13 protein-coding genes are annotated in these 15,391 nt (G+C 61.4%); 7 read left to right on the forward strand and 6 right to left on the reverse strand.

Translation table 11 applies throughout. The features are described from left to right. Positions 1 to 25 precede the first annotated feature (25 nt). Positions 26 to 1,399 (forward strand): hypothetical protein, encoded by a 1,374-nt coding sequence (locus tag AC6H1L_RS10515; protein ID WP_497601440.1) that lies wholly within the window; start codon positions 26 to 28, stop codon positions 1,397 to 1,399. A 100-nt stretch (positions 1,400 to 1,499) separates the two neighbouring features. Here AC6H1L_RS10515 and AC6H1L_RS10520 read toward each other — a convergent pair whose 3' ends face one another. Beyond that, positions 1,500 to 1,823 carry a metal-sulfur cluster assembly factor gene (locus AC6H1L_RS10520; protein WP_497601441.1) on the reverse strand — a complete coding sequence of 108 codons (324 nt, stop codon included), beginning with the start codon at positions 1,821 to 1,823 and terminating at the stop codon, positions 1,500 to 1,502. A gap of 446 nt (positions 1,824 to 2,269) precedes the next feature. On the opposite strand from AC6H1L_RS10520, the gene AC6H1L_RS10525 reads away from it, so the two are divergent. The 3 genes from AC6H1L_RS10525 to AC6H1L_RS10535 all read left to right on the forward strand — a co-directional run bounded on the left by AC6H1L_RS10525 (position 2,270) and on the right by AC6H1L_RS10535 (position 4,531). Beyond that, positions 2,270 to 2,512, forward strand: a complete 243-nt coding sequence (locus AC6H1L_RS10525) for a DUF2249 domain-containing protein (protein WP_497601442.1) — start codon at positions 2,270 to 2,272, stop codon at positions 2,510 to 2,512. Positions 2,513 to 2,591: 79 nt separating this feature from the next. Then, positions 2,592 to 3,059, forward strand: coding sequence for a cupin domain-containing protein (locus AC6H1L_RS10530; protein ID WP_497601443.1), 468 nt, complete (start codon positions 2,592 to 2,594; stop codon positions 3,057 to 3,059). Further along, positions 3,059 to 4,531 (forward strand): hypothetical protein, encoded by a 1,473-nt coding sequence (locus AC6H1L_RS10535; protein ID WP_497601444.1) that lies wholly within the window; start codon positions 3,059 to 3,061, stop codon positions 4,529 to 4,531. Before AC6H1L_RS10530 ends, AC6H1L_RS10535 begins: the two co-directional genes overlap by 1 nt. 409 nt (positions 4,532 to 4,940) lie before the next feature. Here the strand turns inward: AC6H1L_RS10535 and AC6H1L_RS10540 are convergent, their stop codons facing one another. From AC6H1L_RS10540 to AC6H1L_RS10550, 3 genes are all read right to left on the reverse strand, one after another. Then, positions 4,941 to 5,255, reverse strand: a complete 315-nt coding sequence (locus AC6H1L_RS10540; protein ID WP_297160676.1) for an HU family DNA-binding protein — start codon at positions 5,253 to 5,255, stop codon at positions 4,941 to 4,943. 258 nt (positions 5,256 to 5,513) lie between these two features. Further along, positions 5,514 to 6,575 carry an MBL fold metallo-hydrolase gene (locus tag AC6H1L_RS10545; RefSeq protein ID WP_497601445.1) on the reverse strand — a complete coding sequence of 354 codons (1,062 nt, stop codon included), beginning with the start codon at positions 6,573 to 6,575 and terminating at the stop codon, positions 5,514 to 5,516. A gap of 371 nt (positions 6,576 to 6,946) precedes the next feature. Beyond that, entirely contained in the window at positions 6,947 to 9,025 is a 2,079-nt protein-coding gene (locus AC6H1L_RS10550) for an MFS transporter (RefSeq protein ID WP_497601446.1), read from the reverse strand. A 303-nt stretch (positions 9,026 to 9,328) separates the two neighbouring features. Here AC6H1L_RS10550 and AC6H1L_RS10555 point away from each other — a divergent pair, with 303 nt between their 5' ends. Further along, positions 9,329 to 10,498 (forward strand): LamG domain-containing protein, encoded by a 1,170-nt coding sequence (locus AC6H1L_RS10555; RefSeq protein WP_497601447.1) that lies wholly within the window; start codon positions 9,329 to 9,331, stop codon positions 10,496 to 10,498. Between the two features lie 123 nt (positions 10,499 to 10,621). Here AC6H1L_RS10555 and AC6H1L_RS10560 read toward each other — a convergent pair whose 3' ends face one another. Next, positions 10,622 to 11,137, reverse strand: coding sequence for a hypothetical protein (locus AC6H1L_RS10560; protein ID WP_497601448.1), 516 nt, complete (start codon positions 11,135 to 11,137; stop codon positions 10,622 to 10,624). Positions 11,138 to 11,669: 532 nt separating this feature from the next. Between AC6H1L_RS10560 and AC6H1L_RS10565 the strand changes: the two genes are divergently transcribed. Together AC6H1L_RS10565 and AC6H1L_RS10570 are read left to right on the forward strand one after the other, a co-directional pair. Next, on the forward strand, positions 11,670 to 12,698 hold the full coding sequence (locus AC6H1L_RS10565; protein ID WP_497601449.1) for an ROK family protein: 1,029 nt from the start codon (positions 11,670 to 11,672) through the stop codon (positions 12,696 to 12,698). A 5-nt stretch (positions 12,699 to 12,703) separates the two neighbouring features. Next, entirely contained in the window at positions 12,704 to 13,957 is a 1,254-nt protein-coding gene (locus AC6H1L_RS10570) for a protein kinase domain-containing protein (RefSeq protein ID WP_497601450.1), read from the forward strand. Between the two features lie 186 nt (positions 13,958 to 14,143). On the opposite strand, the gene AC6H1L_RS10575 is transcribed toward AC6H1L_RS10570, so the two are convergent. Further along, positions 14,144 to 15,151 carry an isoaspartyl peptidase/L-asparaginase family protein gene (locus tag AC6H1L_RS10575; RefSeq protein WP_497601451.1) on the reverse strand — a complete coding sequence of 336 codons (1,008 nt, stop codon included), beginning with the start codon at positions 15,149 to 15,151 and terminating at the stop codon, positions 14,144 to 14,146. Between the last annotated feature and the right edge of the window lie 240 nt (positions 15,152 to 15,391).

The following is a 15,391-nucleotide window of genomic DNA, read 5'->3' on the forward strand; positions in this document are numbered from 1 at the left end:
CGTTGCGTCGTAGATGAGGCAGGTGATGATGATGTTTTCAATGGCCGGTGATCCCTCCGCCTCCGGTGCGAACGCGGGTCCGCGCGCGGGGGCCTTCAGGATTAGGGACCAGCAGGCTGGCTCGCCGGAGATGCTGGGACGGCGTGGGGTGCCGCTTGGTGTCCCTCTGCCGTTCCTAATAACCGGCAGTTGTCTGGCTGCGCTGGCCGGGCTGCTCTTGCCTTTCGTGCTGCCCGAGGCCGTGATCAATCGCGGCCAGCCCCATGTTTTGGCTCTTGTCCATACGGTCACGCTTGGCTGGCTCACGATGACTATCTTGGGGGCTTCACAGCAGCTTACGCCCGTGATTGCTGTCACTCCCCTGCGTCTGAAAAAGCTGACACCGGTGGTTTATCCGCTCTACCTGGGCGGTGTCCTGGCCTTGCTGGTCGGCTTCTGGTTTTTTCTTCCCTGGCTGCTTGTCCTGGGTGGCTCTCTGGTGATCGTGGCGGTACTCTGCTACGTGGCCATTCTGACCACGACCTTGCTCTCCGCAAGCAAGCGCCCGCTGACGGTCTTCTATCTGTTCGGTGCTTTGCTTTACTTGTGCCTGGTCGTTGGGTTAGGCCTCACGGCAGCCCTCAATTTTGTCTATGGCTTCCTGGGCCTGGGGGCCCTGCTGGTGCTGCCGCTTCATGTGACGCTGGGGGTAGCGGGCTGGCTGACGAATACGCTGGTAGGCGTTTCCTATACGCTGGTGCGCCTCTTTGCGCTGGTGCACGATCATGATGATCGCCTGGGCTGGGCGGTGCTAGGACTGCTGAATCTGGGCATTGTGGGTTTGGCGCTCGGTTTGTTTGGGGGAGCGGCCTGGATGCCCTTGCCCGGTGGGCTGGTGTTGGCGATTGGCGCCTGGCTTTTTGGCTGGGATTACTGGCGCATGCTGCGTCGCCGCCGGCGGCGTCCGTTAGATGTGACCCAGTATCACGGGATCGCCGCCCTGCTCTGCTTTCTGGTCGCAGCGACGGCGCTGCCCGCGCTGATCATCGGCGGCAGTGCCCTGGCCACCTGGCCTGTGGCGCTTCTTCTCTGCCTGCTGGTCGGCTGGACCGGTCAGAGCGTAGTCGGCTACCTTTACAAGATCGTGCCGTTTCTGGTCTGGCACAGTCGCTACGGGCCACTGGTTGGTCATCAGAAGGTGCCACTGATGCGCGAGCTGGTACATGAGCGGCTTGCCTGGGTTTGTTTCTGGCTACTCAATGGGGGGCTGGTCCTGCTCATACCGGCTATACTTCTCGGTTGGGAGGGTCTACTCCGCCTGGGAGCCGGACTGATCGGAGTGAGTCTCTTGGGTGCGGCTTTCAATGTGCTTGGCGTGGTCCGTCACCTGGAGTGGAGGCTGAGCACCTTGCGCAGCTAACGGCAGACCGATCCGCTTGTTCGCTCACTCATGGCCCTCTGCTCATCTGTCTTCCTCATCTTAAGGAAGGCCCACCGGGGCGGCCTGGCAGTCCACACTGTCAGGCCAGCCCCAGCAGGCGCCGCCCCTCGGGAGTAAGGCGCGCCGGTGTCCAGCGCGGTTCCCAGACCAATTCGATTTCTCCGCCCGTCAGCTCAGGGATATGGGCCAGTGCCGCCCCCACCCCATCGGCTAGCGATTCATGCATCGGACAACCGGGCGTGGTGAGCGTCATGCGGATGGTGACGAAGCCATCGGGAGTGAGGTTAATCCCATAAATGAGCCCCAGATCAACCAGGTTTACCCCCAGCTCAGGATCGTCCACAGTGCGCAAGGCTTCGTAAATCTCCTGCTTGACGCGCTCGATGCTTTCCTCATCAAGCATAGTCTTTGGCAGCCCTCTCTTTCTGTTTTGCGGGTCTTCCCAAGTAAGCTTGTGTGCCTGGGGAGAGCGCTGCCCCGCTGCCTCGGCTGCGCTCTAAGCTCAGCGAGGGACGAGGTCAGCTCAGCAGAGGACCGCGGAGCAGCGGCAGCTCACCGTCATCACGGTGTCAAGTATAGGAGACCGGCGGCAGGCCAGGCTGCGACAAAAGTCACGGTATTTCTCTAGACAGGCTGCCATACTTGGGAGCAGAGAGGCACCACCCGGTCAGGAAAGCACAGATCATCACCCCCCGGGTGCTTGCCTGGCATCGCCGGCACGGTGGTCACCTCTCTATTCGACTCGTGTCATCAGGACACGCTAACCGTGATGGTCAAAGAGCACGATCATCGCTTGCGATAGATCCCTTGCTCTCTGCCCTGGTCAACAGAGGAGGACAACGAGAACGTATGAGCGATAACATTGCAGAAACACTTGACGTGCGCACCATTATTCCGCGCGAGCGCCATCCGCTCATCTTCAGCCGCTTAGAGGCGCTCCAACCAGGCAGCGCGCTGCGCCTGATCAACGATCACGATCCGGCCCCATTGCGTTACCAACTGATGGCCGAATACCCGGATGCCTTCGACTGGATACCGGAGCAGCAGGGGCCCGAGGAATGGGTCATCCGCATTGTCAAGCGCGCTAGCTGAGCTCCACAGTTTTTGCTGTTGACGGCGAGGAGAGCAACCGCGAGGATAGCTGTAGCAAAGGAAGGAGGAAGAAGGAGATATGGAGCAGCAGGAACAGGAGCAGGCCAGCCCTCCTCAAGAGAGCAGGTCGGGGGAGCCGCAAGGCCCAGGTCATTTCAAGGTTTTCGACCTGGCGGCCTCAGCCACTTTTCGCAGCGAGGGACCAGCGACGCGCACACTTTGGGAAAGCGCCACGGCACGGCTATTGCTGCTGGCTCTGAAGGCGGGGCAACAGATCCACGAGCACCGTACGAGCTATGAAGCCTTCATTCAGGTGATCAGCGGGCACCTCTTGTTCACGCTGGCCCCAGAGCGCATCAGTATGCGAGCGGGCACCTTGTTGCACCTGGCGCCACATGTAGCCCATAGCGTTGAAGCCCTGCAAGATAGTGTCTTCCTGATCACACTGATCACCTCTGCTGCAGAGGACCAGGCGGCTACTTCCGCCAGCGCCACGGCGGCAGAAAAGGCCACTGCCATGCAGCAAGCCCACGGAGGTGAGGAGTGATGTCAGCGGCAGATGCTACCCCGTTGACGGGCAAGGCCAGCGTCTCTGGAGGCAATGAGCGATCGCAAGAGCCTTTCACACTCGTCGCCCCTTTGCTGCGAGCCGCCTTACTCATTGGTAGTGGTGGCGGTTTCCTGCTGGCGGCCTTACTGACCGTGACCCAGGCCGTGGGTCTGCCCGTGGGAAGCTGGTGGAGCGCGCTGGTACAGGCCCACGGCCATCTCCAGCTCTACGGCTGGGCGGCGCTCTTCGTCATAGGCGTCTCCTTCCACTTCCTGCCACGTTTGCGCGGTACTGCTCTCCCGCTAGCGCGACTGGTTCCCTGGGTCCTCGGCCTGCAGGTCGCTGGCCTGCTCCTGCGCGCGCTGGCCCAACCGCTGCTAACGCTGACAGGCCCCGGCCTTCTCTGGCGGTCAGCCCTGGTCGTGAGTGGCGGCAGCGAAGGGCTGGCTCTGCTGCTCGCCACCAGCGAGTACCTGTTACTCCTGTGGCGCGGTCCCGCACTGAGCACGCGCAAAGCCTTCTTGAGCATCGCCCCATTTATCGGTCTGGCCTCCCTCTCCCTGGCGGCGGCTGCCTGTCTGAACGCGGCCAATATGCTGCAAGCCGCCAGCCAGGGCGGTCTTGTGTCTCAGCCCGGGGATGACCTCAATGTCAGCCTTGGTCTCTTCGGCTTCCTTATCCCCTTTGCCCTGGCCGTTTCCGCCCAATCGCTGCCCATGTATGCCGGCCTGGAAGCCTTTCCGCGGCGCATTCTCTGGCCCCTGGCCGGCGGTTATGGCCTGGGTCTGCTTCTCCTCTGCCTGGGCCTGGGCCTCGCCAACGGCGCCGATCCTACCGTCGTTTCTCGCTGGCCCCTCCGTTTTCTGGCAGGGCCAGGCCTGCTGCTGATCAGCAGCGTTATCGCCAGCTTTGTCACCATCTTCATCAGCATGATGCGCCGGCGTGGTCGGCTCCCGGCGCATGTGGCAGCGCTTTCTCCGACCCCGGAAGCCCTTGCGCGCGCCTACCGCCGCCACACCGCCCAGCAGGGCCAAGCTTACGGTCCCTTTGTGGCCCTCATCGCCAGCGCTTACCTGTGGGCCCTCTTCTCCGCCCTGTTGCTGATCGGCAGCGGCCTGATCCTGCTCAGTGGCCATACGCTTCCCTTCAGCCTGGATGCCGCCCGTCACGGCCTGGCAATGGGTTTCATCACTCTGCTCATCAGTGGCATCGCCCCGCGCATGGTGCCAGGCTTCTCCGGCAGCCAGATCGCCTCACCGCACCTCGTCGCAGCTACCCTCTGGCTTGGGAACCTGGCCAGCCTGCTGCGCGTTCTGCCCCTACTCCTCGCACCACTGCTCGGAACCCTCTGGCCTATGAGCGGCCCCTTGCTCAATCTCCTCTTCGGCCTATCTGGACCATTGGGATTAGCCACGATCGTCTGCCTGGCCTGCAATCTCTGGCCAGCCCTGCGCACAAAGAGCGCATAGGAAACAAAAAGGCACTTGAGAAGCGGGAGAGGGGTCAGGTCCCGTCAGCAGGCGAGCCGCGGTGCAGCCTGGTCCAGAAGCGGCCAGGCGTTAGTTACACAGGTCAGGGCCAGCGGCGGAGAGAGACAGCTAACGAAAAGGATGGCTTGTGATCCGGGGTAGAAAGAGAGAAGAGGGGACTGCGCTCAGGGGGAAGGCAAGGTAGGGGAAGGCAAGCAGCCGGGCGCTCAGCCAAACGAGTAAACAGCAGCCCCGTGGCCTGCACGAGGAGGAGCAAGGTCGATTGGGGCGGGGCTAGCGGCGTTCGTTCTTAATCTCGCCCCTCTCCCTGCTCCAGCGAGGGCGTGCCAGGGGCTAAGGGACCCAATGGCAGTGAGGAGAAGAGACGCACTACGAGTGACTACGACGACTACTTCTTGCTCTGAACGGCTTCGTTCAGCTCCTTACCAGCGGAGAAGCGCACGCGATTCTTTGCAGGCACCTGAATGGTCTTCCCATCGCGCGGATTGACGCCCTTGCGCGGCGCGCTCTTGCGGACCTTGAAGGAGCCGAAGCCAACCAGACGAACCTCATCGCCGGACTTGAGGGCATCGCGAATCACGTCCAGCGTCGTTTCCAAAATGACGCCTGCTTGCTTCTGAGAGATATCCGCCTTCTGAGCGATGCGCTTGGCCAGCTCCTGACGGCCAATCGTCGCAACTTCCTTCTTCTTCGCTGTTGCCATGGAGACCTCCTTACAACACAACTGTCGATGCAAGGCCGCTCCTGGTCACGGCTCCGAAGACGCCGGGCCAGTCAAGCGGCATGACAACCTCACTGCCAAATAGAATATAGCACGCACTTTTCCGAAATACAAGCGGCTCGTCAAGCTTCAGAGCTAGGTTGTGAGGCTGAAGCCGCCTGGCAGGCCGATTCATAGCGAGCGAACAAGTAAAAAATTGGCTTGCCAGGCGGTGTGACAGCTCTACCATAGCCAAATTTCCTAGACGGCGGCGTACAGAATCAGACCATCATCTGTACGCTCTTGCTTGACATAGCCACCAAGCCGCAGATGCTCTAAATGTGAAAGAATCTCGGCCACCGCCATGCGGCGCGCCTCATCATTCTTCAGGCGGGGACCGAAAAGCTGCTCAGCGAGCTGATAGGCATGCTGAGGACGTCGCCCGAGCAGCGAGAGAATCTCCAGTTCGCGCTGAGCATGGTGCCTGATCAACTCCCGCACGCGCCGCGCCAAATTGCGGAACGGCTCCCCATGCCCCGGAAGTACCAGGCTGGCGGGGAGGTGACGCACCTTCTCCAGGGACTGAATGTAGTCCCCCAGCGGATTAGACCGGCTATATTCCGAATAGAGACCAATATTGGGGGTGATGCGCGGCAAGACGTGGTCGGCGGCTAGCAAGAGACCATCGCGCTCGCGAAAGAGCACAATATGGCCATCTGAGTGGCCGGGCGTCCAGATGACGCGGTAGCGTTCCCCGACTAAGGTGATTTCAGCCCCATCCTCGACGTGGGTAATGGCCTCCGCCGTAGGCACGCGAATCACAAAGTTCAGCACTTCCGGCGGCAACTGTGAGCTAACGGTCGGCTCCAGGGGTGGCATGCCATGCGGCCTGAAAAACTGATTGGCCTGAGCGAAGGAACGCTGAGGCTGGCCATGCCACATAGCCTGCATAATAGTGGCATCGATGGGATGCATATAGACCGTGGCGCCACTCTGCTCCTGTAACTCTGCCGACAGCCCGATGTGATCGGGATGATGATGCGAGAGGACCAGGGCCCGGAGATCTTGCAGGCGCAAGCCGGCCCGTTCCAATCCCTCGGCCAGAACAGCACGCGCCTCGGGCGTGCCCATCGCCGCATCCACCAGGGCCCAGCCATCACGGCCCACCAGGGCGTAGATGTTGACCGTGCGCAGAGGGAACGGAATAGGCAGGGTGATTTTCCAGACGCCACTGACCACCTCTTCGGCCCCTGGCGTTAGCTCAGCGGGATGCTTGGGGCGCTCAGCAGGCGTTGCACGGTTCTTCTTACTATCTTCGCTCAAGAGAGTCACCTTCACTCACCGCTCTCCCCAGCCGCACAGCCGGCCAGCCGATTACCTGTATTCCGGCTTCCCCCCTCTCCCTTCTCCCCACTCAATGCACCTCCCGTCCCGATCCTCCTTTCTTACTTGCTCCTTCTGCCTGGCCTGGCCTGCTGATCCGCGACTGGGAGCCTCATAACACAGACACGGAAAAGCTCAATCCCTATGAAGCAGAGACCACCGACTGGTCAGCGCCGCTCGTGCCTGCTGAGCTGAAGAGCAGTAGGCGCTGACCCTGCCGGCAGCCTTATTGTGATTGTAGGCGCCTTGTTATGGTTGTGTCAACCGAAAGTCAGAAGCTACCTGGCTCAGCGAGCCGAGGGGCGACCTGCTCAGCTCAACGCAGGCTGGTCTCTCGCTGTCTGAGCTGAGCTGGCGGGACCTCCATAGCGGCGCAGCAGCTCGGCGCGCGACATCCAGACTTCTTTAGGATAGCGGCCATAGGTGGTGCCGCGAGCCAGGCGGGCCCGCCCCTGCGGATGATAAAGCAGGAGCAGGCCGGTCATAAACAGGCGGTCGGCCCGACTCCAGAGGTTACGCGGTCTCTCGCGCAACGTAAAGCCCAGACGTGGCGCTGCCTGGCTCAAGAGCGTCACCCCATAGATAGCGCGGACCTGAGCGCAGGTCGGCGTTTGCAGCCAGGCTGCCAGCGCGCCCAGATCCGCCCTCATCATACGCAGCAGCTCCCACGGAGAACGCTGCAGCGCGGCATCGCGCACACGTCGATTGGCAAAGTGCAGCTCTAGCACCGGGTCGCCGTGGCCAATACGCGTTCCATCGGGCAACAGCAGCGGACGCCGTCCTCGATAGCGCGTCAAGCGGGCCTGAAACAGACCATAGGGGGCATTGGGCACCGGCTGAATCCCCAGTACAGCAAGTGTCAGCCTCTCCCAAAAGGTCCAGAAGCGCATAATGCCCTGCGCCTCGCCAGCCCGCGTCTCGCGCGCCAGTGACCAGACGGGACTGATCCGAACCCGGCTGGCCTTCTGGCCGGTCCCCTGGCGGCTCGCCCCAGGCGAGTCTGTCACCGACGGGGCCTGAGAAGAGGCCAGTGCCTCGGGAGCGTGAGCGTCTGGATGCTTACGCCTGGCGCGCCGCTCACGCACACGTAGCACCAGAACCGCCCCCAGCAGAAGGAAGAAAGCCGCCAGCGCAAAGACCAGACGATAACCTAGTGCCGTCTGTTCATGACTGGCAGCCAGACTGATGACCAGGCTACCGATCAAAGGGGCCAGCGTCAGGGGCAGGTTAGAAGAGGCCCCCCACAGGCCCAGATCCTTGGCGGCCACATCCAGCGATGGCAGCGCATCAATAGCCAGCGCCCAATCGACGCTCGTATAGGCGCCATAGCCGAGGCCGAAGAGCAATCCTAACGGCCAGAGAGGGAGCGCCGCCGGCGCCACCACAAAGGCCAGGGCTGGCAGCCCCATCACCAGCGTCGCCAGGCAGACAAGCGGGGCCCGGCGGAAGCGGTCTGAGAGCATCCCCAGGCCGAGCGTGCTCAACAAGGCGCCCACCAGGGCCAGAGTCGCCACCGCCGCCGTCTGCTGAACGAAATTCGAGACGCGGGCCACGTTGGCAAAGTAGTACTCGATGAACGTCATGAACAAGTACAGGCCCATCATGACGCAGAAGCGCGTCATGAAGACGATCGTAAAATTGGCGCTGCGCCAGGGAGCGACCCAGTTGGTGACCAGCCAGTGACGCAGTCCTTGCCAGGAGCGAAGCCGGCTTTCGGCCTGCGCCGCCGGATGATAAGGCACCTCATGCACACCGAAGGCGGTCACTACAATACCGAGGAGCATCACCAGATCGGTAACCACATAGTAAATCAGCGCTCCTCGCATAATCAGAGGAGCGCCGAGCGATCCCAGACTTACCCCGCCAAGCAGCCAGGCGGCCAAACCCAGGCTGCCAACATTGCCCAAGATAGTCATCAGGCCCATGTAGCCGGAAGCCTCGCCGCGCTGATCCTCGGGCACCAGATCAGGCAGCAAGCCCTGATACGCGGCCCATACCACATTGCTGGCAAACTGGAAGAGCGCCAGCCCGACCACCAACAGCGCTGCACTAACAGCCCCCGCCAACAGCAGAGCACTCAAGAGCGTCAGCCCTCCCCCAACCACGATGTAGGGGCGCCGTCGACCAAAGGGGCTGCTGGTCTGATCGGAGAGCAGACCGACAATCGGGGGCACGACAAGCGAAAAAAAAGCGCCCATAGCCGATAGCCAACCGAGAAAGGTCGCCTGCTCGGCACTCCCCACCTGGCCCGGAGCCACAAACAGAAGGATTTGCGTCGGAATAACGATCGGTAAGAGAGCGGCTGATTGGATGTTCAGTCCGAGCCAGAGGAAACTGAGGACCAGCTGTTCACGAACCGTCAGATGGTGCTGAGAGATACGTGCATCCATACAGAAGACCGCCTTTATGTCCTGCTGCAGGGCCGCGAGGAAAGCGGCTCGTGCTTTTATTATACTACCTGGCCGCCTGCCTGAGTCAGGTCAACACTAGCGCCCACAGATAGAGCCGAGACGGTCCACATATGCAGCGTAGAGAGAGAGAGTTCACAGACAGGTAGACACTACCAGTGCTACAATAAGGGGGATAAAAAGAAGCGGACGAAGGATCGGGAGGAACATGCAGAGTTGAAAGAGCAGCTACAGCTACCTATCCATCCGACACTATCCGATGTTGACTAATACGGAGGCCTTGTCATGAGCCAGAGTAGCGCTGATTTACCGCAGTTCTGTGGCCAATGTGGTCACCGCCTCCACAGTAGTGGAGTCTGCGTCAATCCCCAATGCTCCCTTTACAATCAGCGTATCATCGACCAACTCAGCCAGCTCGCCACCAGCGACGTATCGACAGTGCTCCAGGCTAACCAGACCCCCATGCCACCCTCTGCGCAGAGCGAAAGGGGCCAGACGGTTATACCCCCACCGCCGCCCGCTATGAGCTGGCAAGCAGCGATCGGTCCTTCTACGCCCGTCCCACATGGGGGCCAGCCCACGCCACCCTCGACCCTTACTCCTCCACCTTCTTCACCGTTGCCAGCGCCAGCAAGCAGGCGCCATCCAGGAGGCCTCTACATTGGCATCACTGTACTGCTGAGTCTGCTGCTCCTGATCTCGCTGATCTTCAATTTCATCAAAGTGGGCAGCAGTACCCAACCGAGCACATCCACACCTCCCACTGCGCAGACCGGAGCTACCCAGAGCAGCCAGAATCAGGAGCCGACATCACCAAGCAGCGCAGCGACTGCGACCGCCTCGCCGGCAGGGCCGACACCCTCGCCAACCACGCAGCCGGCCTCTGGTAGCATTCTCTGCCAGGCCGACGCCGCACACGGCTGGAATGGCTGGTCTGGCTCTTCCGACTGGAAAGTTCTCAACGGCCAATTGCTCAATGATGGCACGAACGACGATGAAAGCCTGCAGCCGACGATTGGGGCCCCCTGCTCACTCGGCGGCGTTTCCAACTACGCAGTAGAAGTCACCCTTCAAATTACCTCAGCGAATAGCAGCTACAACGATGGCTTCGGCATCACGGTGCGCGGGGACCCCACAAAGAACCCCTGGCACGGCTATATCGCGGCTATCACCTACGAAGGGTTAGATAACAACCCCTATCAGGCGCGCCTCATCGCCAACGGCTACTACACCTTCAGCATCGATAGCCAAATCCTGGCTAGCGTCCCGTTCAACCCTGGGAACCGCAGCCACACCTACCGTGTCGAAGTCAAGGGTAACAGCCTCAAGCTGCTGATCGACGGCGGCCAGCTCCTGGCCGTTACTGATAACCGCTATCTCACTACCACACAGGTGGGCCTCTCCTGCTTCGGCTTTCAGCTCGCCATCACTAGCTTTAAGGTAATCGGCCTATAAAAAAGCGCTTCTAACGAACCGCAGCGCCCGACTGGCGAAGCAGCCATGCCGCGGCGAGCGATTCGCGCAGAGCAACCCAGAAGACAGCGAGCGCTCCAGGAGTCCGTGAGTGATGGTCAAGCATCACTCATGGACTCTGGCGCTCTCCCAGCGGCAGTCGGCGGGTTTTAGCTGCTGCACGAGGGCCGTCAGCCCATCCAAATCATCGACATCATCGCGATAGACCACCCAGACGCGCACCGGCTGGCCGCTCGCCTCGGCTCCCTCTGTGGCTGTCGGGCGGCGGTAAAGCGCCAGACTAATGCGTGTACCGTTGGGGAAGAACTCCTCCTTGACACGCGCTAGCTCCTCCCAGCGCAGCGCCACCGCCTCGCCGCGCCGGTCACGCTTCACAATTTCCTCCGCACTGACCGTGATCGTAAAAGGCTGCGGGGCAATTATCCACAGATAATAGATAAAGCCAGCAATAAAGAGCAAGGCCGCAATCGTGCTCCCAATCGCAGACAGCCCCTCATGCCAGGCAATAAGGAGCACCGCCAGCGTAATAGTCAGCAGGGCCACCACCGTCACCGCCCGCTTCAGCGGACTGAGGCCCCGCCCCACAAAAGTACGCGGTTCAGCTAGCGCAGATGAGACCATCGCTCTCCCTCATAGATCATCACATCATTGCAGCACTACCGGCCAGAAGCCAGGCCACACCGCCCGACCTCTAGCTGACCTGAACATAGCTTCATGCCTTCTCCATCCAATTGTAGCGGTTAGCCTTTTTCTCGTGCAAGCAAAAGGTCAGAGCACGGCCTACAAAGCGAGCTGGCAAGAGCAGGCTGAGGTAAGACAGCCATCCTAACGTACTTTGCGTGAGGCATTTCTTATGATATACTGAAGCCGCTGTCTCGTTCATCTAGAGAGCACTGCCTGTAACAAGGGAGTAATCAGAATTCCTGGAATGGCCCACCCCGCTGGCGGGCAGAGCGAGGCAGCGCCAGGGCGTGAGTAGGAAGCAGCCTTAGTGAAGAAGCGAGCAGGACAGCGAGAGCGCAAGCAAGCGCTGGCGGGCGCCGCAAGCTGCCCTCTCCCTTCTGCTGTAAGCTGTTCTGTCTATCTATCTATCTTTCTTTCTTCTCCTGCCACACCGGCAGCACCAGGCAAGCCCGCAAGAGGAGACAGGAGCGTGTCTACACAAGGCAGCAGCCAGGCGCCAAGGTCAACCGGTAAGCTGCTGGCAACCCAGGGCTATGTAGTGGGGATCGAGATCAGCGGCAGCGGCACACGTCAATCGGTGGCACTGGCCGATCTGGACGGCAACATTCTCTATCAGCTACGCCGCCCGCTGGAGTACATTCCCGATACGACGACTCTGCTCCAGTTGCTGGAGGCCATGCTAGCAGAGGTGTTGGCTCCCGAACGCCTGCGCGGCGGGCGTGTGCTACGCGTGGGCGTGGCTGTGGGCGGGCCGGTTGACGCTTCACAGGGGATCGTGCGGACGCTCTATCACGCGCGCGGCTGGGATAACTTCCCCCTCCAGGATTACCTGGCGGAGCGCCTGAACGTGCCCTGCATCATCGACAATAATGCGAACGCCGCCGCTCTGGCCGAAGTACTCTACGGCGCTGGCATCGGGGAGCGAGTAGCCCTCTACGTCGGATTGGGCCGCGGCATCGGCGGCGGCCTGATTGTCAATGGCCGCATCTACCACGGAGTAACCTCGACCGCCGGCGAGATCGGCCACCTGCTCGTGATGCCCAACGGCCCGAAATGCTCGTGTGGCGGCTATGGTCACCTGGAGGCCATCGCCTCCGCTCAGGCTATCGTCCGCACGCTGATCGGGCGCGCCGTCGAACACCCGGCGACGCTGGCAGCCATCCATCGCCTCACCGACGGGCGCGCCGAGCGCATCACGGTGGGACAGGTCTTCCAGTTGGCCGCCGAGGGCGATGCGGTGGCCCGCTGCCTGATCGAGGAAGTGCTGACTTACCTGGCCTTCGCTCTGGCCAATATCGTTCATCTTGTCAATCCCGGTATGATCATCTTAGGCGGGTCGGTCGCGCTCGTAGGGGAACCCCTGATCGCCCCCCTGCGCGAGCGCCTGCGCGCGCTCTGTCTGCCCGCGGCTAGCCAGCATCTGCGCATCGTTCAGGGCAAGCTGGGCCCCCAGGCGAGCCTTGTCGGGGCGGTGACGCTGGCTCTCCAGGATCTGTAATCGCTTTGATTGATAAAGAGGCATCGATTGTGGAAACAGGCCGGGTCATTTGCAGGCGTTACCTGCTGCGACGCTTGATTAAGCAGGGACCTTTTTGCACCGTCTATCAGGGCCTGGACCAGGTGCTGCAGCGCCCCGTCGCTGTCAAGGCGGTGCCCCCGTCGCAGGTGTCTGTCTACCGCACCGCCTTGCGTATGACAGCTCAGTTTTCCCACCCGCATATTGTGGGCCTCTACGATATCGTCGGCGAGGGCGATCAGCTCTATGTGGTGCAGGAATACGTCGAGGGCGAGGATTTCGCGGCCCTGCTTCAGCGCCAGCTCTCCCCTCTTGAGGTGATTGAGTTTGGCTGTCAGCTTTGTCAGGCCCTGGTCTACGCTGCAAGCGGCACACGCCGCGTCTGCCACGGCGACCTCACGCCCTCCGCGATCCTGCGCGATCGACAGGGCTTTCTACGCGTCAATAATTTCGCTCTTCCCAGCGATGTTGCCTATTTCAGCGCCTGGAGCGTGGTCGGCGCCGCCGGCATCGTGCTCTCCGATCAGGAATTGCCTTGGGGTCAGGCGAGTGAGGGCCGCCTTGATGACGATACCCGCGCCGCCGGCCTCTTGCTCTATCAGTTGTTGGCAGGACGCCCCGCCGGCGCTACGAGTGTCGAACCACCATCCGACGGTCGCCTGCGCTTCTTGCGTACTGCCCCCCCAGAGCTATGCGACCTCATCGCTCGCGCGGTGATGCGCGATCACCCCCAGCATATCAATAGACCCGAAGCTCTCTATATGGAGCTGAAGGCGCTGGGAGAGGCTCTTGAGGCCGCCGTGCCTGTCTCGGTGGCTGTAGCAGCGCCGGCAGTGGAGGAGAGCGCTGCCGCTCGCCCCTTCACCCCCACGCCTTTGCTGCCTGAAACGGAAGGCCAGCCCCTCCCATCGCTGCCGAGCGGCGAGGGAGGACGCCGCCTCTCTTCGTTTGCTTCCCCAACGCCATCCGCCAGCGCCGGCCTTCACGCAGGTCCCGCCCTGGAACTCTCACCGGCTTCTCCTACCGTAGCCGATAGCTCGCTGAAGGTGACTCCCGCTCAGCCACAGAACCCCTTCTACTCTTATACCGGTACGCCACCTTCTGCCGGCGTCAGGCCAGAGGCAGAGCCAGGACAGGAGCAGCAGCAGATCCCGTTCCTCCTCCTGTTGGTCTGCGGTCTGGTGATCTTCGCCTGCTTCTTTGTCTTGGGCTTCTTCTTGAGCACGCTGCTACTGCATTAGATGAGCAAACCGGCAAGCTCAGCAGGAGCAGCGCAAAGTCAGGGAAGCCGGCAGGAGAAGGGGAGGAGAAAGGAGGTATCCAGAACTGGCGAGATGGTGAGTGAAGTGATCTCGCCCTGGCTGGCCAGCCAGCCGAGGCCGGCCAGCCGGCCCTGAAGAGGGCGAGATACCCGGCATTGCGCTTCCCTAGATGCCACAAACTGACTGTTCCATGCCCGAACAGCGGTAGGCATAGGCCATCTGTGGGCTGTTATGGGCCAGTCCGACCTGACCCTGCGCATCGACAATGATGATTCCCCCTTTGCCAGTGGCTTTGGCGCTCAAGACCGCGATTGCCGCCTGAGCCGCTACAGCGGCGCTGGCCCCCAGCGCCACAAAATCGGCGGCCCGCCGCGCCAGCAGCAAGCGTACGAAATCCTCGCCCTGACCAGTACAGGAGACCGCCGCATGCTCGTCAGCATAAAAGCCACAACCGACAAGAGGAGTGTCGCCGACGCGCCCGGGATACTTCTGAAAGATGCCGCCTGTAGAAGTAGCTGCCGCCAATAGGCCCGACTCATCCAGGGCCACGGCTCCGACCGTTCCATGTCGCTCCTCGTCCAGATGAATGCTGGTAGCGCCGACCTGCAGGCGATAATAGGGAGGCTCTCCCTCATCGGGGACAAAGGTTGTCGTCGCTACCTCCAGACGGTAGAAAAGCGGCTCTTCTTCGTCTTCCTCGCTCATCTGGCCCGCTGTCTCTCGCCGAGCTTCGCGCCAGCGCCGATATTGATAGTCGGTCAACAGCTCTTCGGTGCGGCAGAGCGGAATCCCTTGCTCCAGGGCAAACTGTTGGGCCCCATGCCCTACGAGCAGTACATGAGGACTTTCCAAGACGCGCCGCGCCAACGTAATCGGATTCTTCACCCCCTCGACGGCAGCGACAGCCCCGACCTGCAAGGTACGCCCTTCCATGATGCCTGCATCGAGCTCGATCCGGCCATCTTGTGTCAACGTGGCTCCCGTACCCGCATTGTAAACAGGATTATCTTCCAGCGCACGTACCGCCGTCTCGACCGCATCAAGCGCTGAGCCTCCCCGCTCCAGGACGCGCCATCCCAGTTCTGCCGCTTCCCGGCAACCAGCTTGTGCGACCTCAGCCCGCTCTTCGGGGATTACGCCGGCTCCTCCATGAACAACAATGGCGATAGGCATCTACTCCTCTGCTCCTCATTTCCAACAGATTCTTAGCTCTGAAAGCATTGTATCACGCTGCGCCCTCCATCTCGGCGCATGCAGACCGCAGAGGCTATCCCCAGAGCGCTGGCTGACGAAGGCCGCCGGCCCCTTCTACGCGCCGAGGCGCCCCCGGCCCTCACTAAGATCAGGTAGCCTACCCCTGCTCTGGGAGAAGGATTGACAGGGCTGATTAATCCTGCTATAACATAGCGAACA

The organism is Thermogemmatispora argillosa, assembly GCF_059696725.1.